Annotated in this window: 8 protein-coding genes; 1 reads left to right on the top strand and 7 read right to left on the bottom strand. The window is 61.0% G+C overall.

Annotated elements, in window-relative coordinates; translation table 11 throughout:
- Positions 1–265: 265 nt before the first annotated feature.
- The 6 genes from repC to AC1MLZ_RS23230 form a co-directional block, all read right to left on the bottom strand.
- Positions 266–1600, bottom strand: coding sequence for a plasmid replication protein RepC (repC, locus tag AC1MLZ_RS23255; RefSeq protein ID WP_037527266.1), 1335 nt, complete (start codon positions 1598–1600; stop codon positions 266–268).
- Between the two features lie 678 nt (positions 1601–2278).
- Positions 2279–2749, bottom strand: coding sequence for a MarR family transcriptional regulator (locus tag AC1MLZ_RS23250; protein ID WP_052148880.1), 471 nt, complete (start codon positions 2747–2749; stop codon positions 2279–2281).
- Positions 2719–3201, bottom strand: a complete 483-nt coding sequence (locus AC1MLZ_RS23245; RefSeq protein ID WP_037527268.1) for a hypothetical protein — start codon at positions 3199–3201, stop codon at positions 2719–2721. Before AC1MLZ_RS23245 ends, AC1MLZ_RS23250 begins: the two co-directional genes overlap by 31 nt.
- Positions 3202–3226: 25 nt before the next feature.
- Positions 3227–3592, bottom strand: coding sequence for a hypothetical protein (locus AC1MLZ_RS23240; protein WP_480962218.1), 366 nt, complete (start codon positions 3590–3592; stop codon positions 3227–3229).
- A 27-nt stretch (positions 3593–3619) separates the two neighbouring features.
- Positions 3620–4111, bottom strand: coding sequence for an RNA polymerase subunit sigma-70 (locus AC1MLZ_RS23235; RefSeq protein ID WP_480962217.1), 492 nt, complete (start codon positions 4109–4111; stop codon positions 3620–3622).
- A gap of 232 nt (positions 4112–4343) precedes the next feature.
- A complete protein-coding gene (locus AC1MLZ_RS23230) occupies positions 4344–4655 on the bottom strand; it encodes a hypothetical protein (RefSeq protein ID WP_306286131.1) in 312 nt (103 codons plus the stop codon).
- Positions 4656–5332: 677 nt separating this feature from the next.
- Between AC1MLZ_RS23230 and AC1MLZ_RS23225 the strand changes: the two genes are divergently transcribed.
- Positions 5333–6502, top strand: coding sequence for a retropepsin-like aspartic protease (locus AC1MLZ_RS23225; RefSeq protein WP_480962216.1), 1170 nt, complete (start codon positions 5333–5335; stop codon positions 6500–6502).
- Here the strand turns inward: AC1MLZ_RS23225 and AC1MLZ_RS23220 are convergent.
- Entirely contained in the window at positions 6462–6881 is a 420-nt protein-coding gene (locus AC1MLZ_RS23220; protein ID WP_084214890.1) for a MerR family transcriptional regulator, read from the bottom strand. The genes AC1MLZ_RS23225 and AC1MLZ_RS23220 overlap by 41 nt on opposite strands.
- Positions 6882–6888 lie beyond the last annotated feature (7 nt).

Here is a 6888-nt window from a genome sequence, read left to right as displayed (position 1 = left end):
CGTCGGGGCTCCCACCAGCTTCACTTTGAAAGGCCGCTTATAGCGGATCGGCCGCAAACCTGCAGTCGGATAAGCGACCGCGTTATCGATAGCACGAGGATTTGGAGCGATTTAGCTGGTAAATCGGGGTGTGTTTCACATTTCGGTAGGTGCGGGTCACCGCAAACTCGGTCGGGACTCGTGCTATCGGTAACGCCGTGAAAGCCTTTGAAAGACCAGGTGTGCAGTACGAGCTCCAGGCCTTTGAAAAGATGGCGAGATCCCGTCATCGTAGTCCGGCTCCCCGAGAAACCAGCCGCGACATCAGGCTACCGATCGGCGTCGCATCGGTTCCATCAGACATCCCCCGCATGGCGACGGCGCGGCTCGTGTCCTTGAGGCCGTGGAGCGTCCGTCCAAGGTTCAATTCGCCCTTGCCAGCCTTGCTGCTCATTCCGCGGAGATACGCGCCGGGCCGCTGAACCTCGCCGCGCCGGTATTTTTGGATGGTGGCGATGACGGAGGCAGCAGCACCTCGCTGGCCCATGATGCGACATGCTTCCTTGAACGCGTTAGTGCTGATCCCCGACTGGCCCGCAAGCCGCTCCGCGGTGGCGACCACCTCGCCCCACGATCCATCGCGGTAGAGCAGACCGGAACAGAGCTCCGGCGCTATCGACATCATGAATTCCGGATCGACACCGTGTTTCTCCAGATCCTCGTCGATGGCAGTTTGCGGTTGAGAGGAGAGGGCGTCCCCATTCCCACTACTCTTTTTCGCCAAGCCACTACGGGTATCTGCTTTAGCAGATTGGAGTTGATTTGTAGTTGTAGAGTGGATGTCTTCAGGTCCATCCCAGCATGAACTATCATTCTGATCGCTACTCGTATTGGGGACGGCAATCTTGGCCGAAACAGCCCCGGCAAGACGCCGCGCCCGCTCTTCGATCTGCTCCACGCAGGCCGTCAGAAGGCCGGCATCGCGGACGCAACGCATCTGGTCGGTGGCCATCAACGCCAACGCGAGATCGTCACCCGCCTTCAAATCGTGAAGATCGGCGTCGAATGCCGTTTGAGCCAGAGCCCTGATATTCCTGCGGGCAGCGGCAAGGCGCTTGCGGAGCACTGTCAGTGCCGCATCCTCTGCGGCTCCCTTGGCCGCGCGGGCAGCAAATTCTTGAAGCCTGGTCCCGATCGGAGCGAGCACGATGCCGTAGCCCCACGTGATGAAGCCGTCGGCCCCGCGGCGTCCACCACGATGACCGTTCGGACTATCCCGGAAGCTGACCAGACCGAAGGCCTGTGCCTGATTCAAGAGCTTTTGAACCTGTCGGACGGTTACGCCCAGCTTTTGCGCGAGCAGGTCGTTCGACGGCCAAACGACGGGGATCTGTCCACCCTGCCAGTCCTGCGGCTTCGTCCAGGCAAACAGGAGATCGATGACGGAGACCACGCGCAGGGGGACGCCCATGTAAGGAGCCGCCCGTTTGAGCGCCGCAAGCGCGTTGGAAGGCGCCATTCCAGTCTCGAGCCCGCAAAATTCGTCGACAAGCTTCGTCGCCCTGGCGGCATGCTCGTCAAACCGGCGAAGTCCCCGGCCGGGGCTTTGGGCAGCAACCATTGTTCGTTCTCCCTGGGAGGGGAGCCCGTGCAAACAAAGCGACACCGTGGCGCCACGGTCGGCGCTTTGGGGTAGCAATATGAAAGGAAGCCAGCTAAGTGAGGGTTCTCACATCCGCCCTAGCAGGCGTCCCGAAAAGCCCGGCCTCGCGCCGGGTTTTTCATGTCCGCACAGCGTCCCCTTGATCGTTGTGGCGCCCGCCCGGGTGGACGGCGGCGGTCAGCGTTGAGCCGATCCACAACGTCGATTGTTAAGCATCGCTGGCGGGTCGGTCGTGCGCGATGAATCGTGCTATCGGTAACGGAATGGGCAATAATCACGTGCTATCGGTAACGAAGCGTCGATCTTCGCTCGTGCTATCGATAACGCCGTGCCGCCGAGACACGTGCTATCGGTAACGCCGTGGCGCTCTCGCTCGTGCTTTCGGTAACGGCGTGAGAATCGGGCGATTTGGGTGTCTCACGTGCCATGTAGCGCAGAAGGGGAGCATCCTCCTTAGCGCCGCGCCGGGTAGGCGTGGCGGGAAAATTGCAGTTAAGGCGGCGAGGGACTGCAAGTTCAGGCTCGAAATTGGCTGCCGCCTTCTGTCCTAGCGATAGATCGAATGGGACTTTTTCGGTCGTTCGATATGTCATTGGTGACCGAAAGAACGGAGTCGAGTGTGCCCCGTAGAAATCGTCAGCCCGATCTCCGATCCTGTATTCGAGACTCGGCGATCTGAAGATCGAGCCACTGCTCCGAAGCCGCAAGAAGGGGAGTGAGCGTGCCGACGATCAGGCGGCGTCCGTCATCGGGATCCGTTTGCCTGACTATGTATCCAAGCGCCTCGAGATGCTCGATATGGCGCAAAGCGGTGGTCGTCGAGCCTCCGCTAAGCTTACAAAGCTGGGACACAGCGATGCGGCGCCGCTCGCACGTGGCCACGTAAAGCTCCAGTATCATGTCCCAGCTCGGATCATAGAAGCGGACCCCGTTGAAGTGGGTCGCCCGCCTACGCCGGCCGACCAACACCGCCCTGGCCTCGGCAAGCCTGCGCTCGGACAGGTTTCTCGCGTCTGGCGGCATAGACAGCAAAGTGTCCTCGATCGCCTTGCGCGGCAGCCGCACGACGACGTCGATCAGGTCGTCTCCTTCAGATGCTGCACCCATAATCGTCTTGATCCGTTTCGGATGTAGGGCTCGGCGTTCGCCGGCAAGCGGAACGTGCCGAGCGCAAGCGCGCCGAGTGCGAGGTAGGCGTAGATCCCAAGCCCGGTGTGGTAGGCAAAGAGCGGCACGCGTGGCAGCAGGGCGCCGAAGATGCTCATGAAGAGGTCGGCTACCGCAAACCCTGCAGCCCAGATCGGCCAGAAGCGGGTCGTCGTCACGCCCAGCCAATAGAAGCCGGCGGCGACGCCCGCATCAATGACTAGGATCGATACCTCACCTGGAGCCCAGCCTTCTCTCGCCACGATCAATCGAATAGCCGTAGTCGTGGCGAACCCCGCCATGTTGATGAGCGCGCCGAATCGCTCGGGCCTGCCTCCTCGGAGTACTGCGAAGAGCAGCACGCCGACCATGACGACGTTGAAGATGACCGCGAGGATTATCTGGGCGCTCATGGGATTTCTCCCGGCCCGCCCGCCGTTACCCTTGCGCTGACGTGACCTCGACAATCGGCGGAAGAGCGATCTCCTCGAGCGAAGCAGATGAAGGCTTCGGTAAATTTTCGCCCCAGTTCGTCTCCGTCAGACCCAGTTGGCGACCGACTTTCTCGACAAACAGATGTGCTCGCATTGCCATATGATCCTGACCATCGACGAGGGCCGACAGCGCCGCGACCGTCGCCTTCACCGTGCGCTGCGTCATCGCGGCGGATAGGCTGTGCGCCTCCGTCGCCTCCAGCGTGGTCACCAAAAATTGCGCCGTATCGCGTGTGGCTAGATTGATCGATCGCTCCGCTCTGCGCAGCTCGTCCGCGACGATCCGGCTTGTGTTCGAAAGGGATTGCATAAGGCCTCCTTGGGCTCCGAGCGCCCATCACAGTGGTTTTAGCCCGAGCAGGAGAAGCAGCGTTACAATCGCCATGCCGGCCGCAGTCAGGCCCAGGGGGGTCACGATCGAGATGATCGCGGTCCAGAAGGCAACCTGCTTCCAGGTGAGCATATTCGCTGCCGCCCCAGCGGTCGGCAACGGGAGGGGAAGCGGGAACGTTGGTGGCGCGGAAGGTAGGTCGTTTGCAGGGGGTAAAGGCTCTACCCCTCCGTCGTGCTCCGCCAGAAGCCGCGCGGCATCAAAACGGGTTGGCACACCGAGGATATTATTGGCCTTTAACAGCTGCTTATCGACCGCCCGGTGGCTGCTACCCGTAGCCGCCGCGATCTCCTTCGAGTTGCGGTTCTGAAGCACAAGGCGAAGATAAGACCGTTGACGATCGGTCAGGCGGGCAATGCGATCCGGTGCGCTTGCATCGGGCGTCGGGGTTGGGGGCGTCTGGTCGGCAGGACGTCTGCCCGGTTCGTTAATCAGCATGCTCTCGAAAATACTCGCGACGCGGAATGATTCGGCTCCAGATCACCGATAACTCCTGACGGGCCCCGTCGATCAAATTGACATCGCGAATGGGTTGAGTCGGCGCTCGAACGCGACGAAGAGGTCACGTTTAAGCGCCCACGACGCCTCGCCGAGTTCTCGTTTCGAAGCGGGCCGAACCCATGCGCACCTCGGCGATCAGAAGCGGCCGCCACTCAGCACGATTGAAGCCCTAGTGAACGGACGGAAATTCGCCAAGAGTTGCAGCTGTGTCGTTCAAGCGCGAGGCCCAGTAGGAAAGGATCTGTCCCTCAGCAGGGCGATCCTCGGCTGTATGCGCGGCAAATTCGGACAGGGTGCGGGCGAGTTCGGCGCCTGAAATCACGTGTTCGCGTTCCAGTATCGTGGCCAGAAGGGCCAGCCAGTCGCCATGTGCCTGCACCAGCGCTTCGATCTGAAGTATTCCCGAACCGCTGCCGGAGAAACCCTGTGAAGGGCTTTGGCGCCGGCGGAACCTCGTAAACAAACTTTTGATCAAGGACATGGCGCGCGTTCCATCAACCGCCCGTAGCCGGGACGGTTGAACACGCGGGAACACTGGTAACCACGCCCCACGTATTCCCCGCACCGACAAGCGGTAGCAAGGTCTTGTATTTCGCGGGCCGCCCGACGGAAATCGGGGACCCAGCATTCGACCGCACATGCGGGCCAAGGATGGTGTTCAAGCCATGCCTAAGCCAAACCGCTATGGCACAAGGCTCAGGCGAAAACACGCTGTCATTGCAAATCCAAGCAAACCCAGCATTCTGGAGGCTGACGTCGCGCTCGTTGCCGAATTTGACGTCAATCCGGTATTGCTCTTGGGCTGCGCGTCCACGGGTGTGCCACGTGGCACACCTCACGCGAGGATCGTCACTTATATGGGACGAGACGCCAGGGGCGGCTCGGTGGACGCCACTGCGTCGATAGAGCCGTGCCCGTAGGGTCGCGCCCGCTGTTTACCTATGGGCAGCCGCAACCATGCACAGAGGCACAGAGGCACAGAAGCGCTTGCTCCTCTAGTGACTGTAGCTTGTAGGCGACTTCTACACCTTCCGTCGACCGAGGGTTGGAGATCGCTTTGTGTTGTTTGCACAACCGGGAACCCCGCGCGCGTCCCGGCGCTCGTTGATCGGCCGTTTGTTGGGTTTCGGTGTGTCTGCAGCTGTGGGCAGGCCTGGCTTGGCGACCATCGCACCGCATCTCTTTGGCCAGTGGAGTTTTGGTCCGCTATCTCCTGACTGGCAGCCCCTGGAAGTCGCAACGGGCGACACGTTGCTGGTGAAGGCTCGGGTAGCGGGATCGCCAGTTAAGGCGGTGCTGGATAGCGGGAGCGGGGCGTCCATCATCGACGTGTCGTTGGCGCGAGCACTCGGGATGGCGGACGGCGAACGGCGCACGATAAGCGGTTTGGGCGGGAAAGCTGCGGTCCGCTTGATCCATGATTTTGAGGTGCAGCTCGGGCATCGAACACGTCGACTACCGTTCGCAGTGGTAGCGGATCTGGGCGCACTGTCAGCCGCGTTCGGAAGACGGATCAACATGCTGCTTGGCGCAGATATGTTCATCGACAATTGCATAGCTTTGGATTTCGGGCATCGGCGCTTCGCACTCATGCCGACCGGCAGTTTCCCGGGCGGTGCAGACTGGACGCCGGTCGCTTTGGGGCATGGTGCGAAGCAGGAGCTGTATGTCTCTGCGTCGATCGGAGGCTTGAGCGCGGTGCCGCTTATGATCGACCTTGGCAGCTCTGCGGCGCTCATGCTGTCTTCGGCTTATGTCGATGCGCATGACCTGACTCGCGGGCGAGCGACATCGACTGCGGCGCTTGGGGGTGTCGAAGGTGTTGCTACCGTCGACGTTTTCACAACGCCCAAGTTGACTATCGGCGGGCTCTCTGCCGAGAACATTCCGACGTTGGGAAACCGCAACTGGCTCTCGACCAGCACGGTCGGCAATATCGGATTGCCGTTAATTGATCAGTTCGACGCCATATTTGATGTGACTGCCGGGTTTGTATGGCTCCGCCCACCTGCCTCCGGACACCGCCTTCCCATGTTGAAGGATCGAAGCGGCCTCGGGCTCGCAGCTTCCCCAACGGGCCTCGACGTCGTCCATGTGGCGGCGAACAGCCCTGCGGGGAAAGACGGTTGGATACCCGGAAACCGCATCGTTGCAGTGAATGGCTTCCCGATCGATGCGGATTACACACACGGGGCGCGTTGGCGATGGCGCTTCATGCCATCCGGAACGGTCATAAAACTCAAGGATCGGCCGGTCATGACCGTCAGCTCCGACTTGCGGATTATCACTAAGTCTTTGGCGCACGGACCTCACCAATCGCATGCATAATCCGGCAATCCGCTATCTGTTCGTTCGTGCAGCTTCGGGTAAGGGCCGCTAGCTCGTCGCGTAAGGATGCGAGCTGCGCAAGACGGCTCTCCACATCAGCAAGGTGGTGGGCGGCAATGGCAGATGCCGCGCTGCAATCCTGGGCTGGGTTCTCCGCCAGGTGGATCAGCGAGCGTATCTCGTCGATTGAGAAGCCGAGCCTACGGCCATTGCGGATGAAATGAAGCCGTTGCGCGTCCCCAGAGGCATAGGTCCGACGTCCGGACGCGGTTCGCGGCGGGGCCGCTATCAGCCCGATCGTCTCGTAAAAGCGAATTGTCGTCACCTTTGTCGCGGTCTGTCGCGCAAGCTGGCCGATCATCATGGGTGCAATCGTCATAGTGTCA

The organism is Sphingomonas sp. PEI4, assembly GCF_056679955.1.
This window is presented reverse-complemented; position numbering and strand designations above follow the sequence as displayed.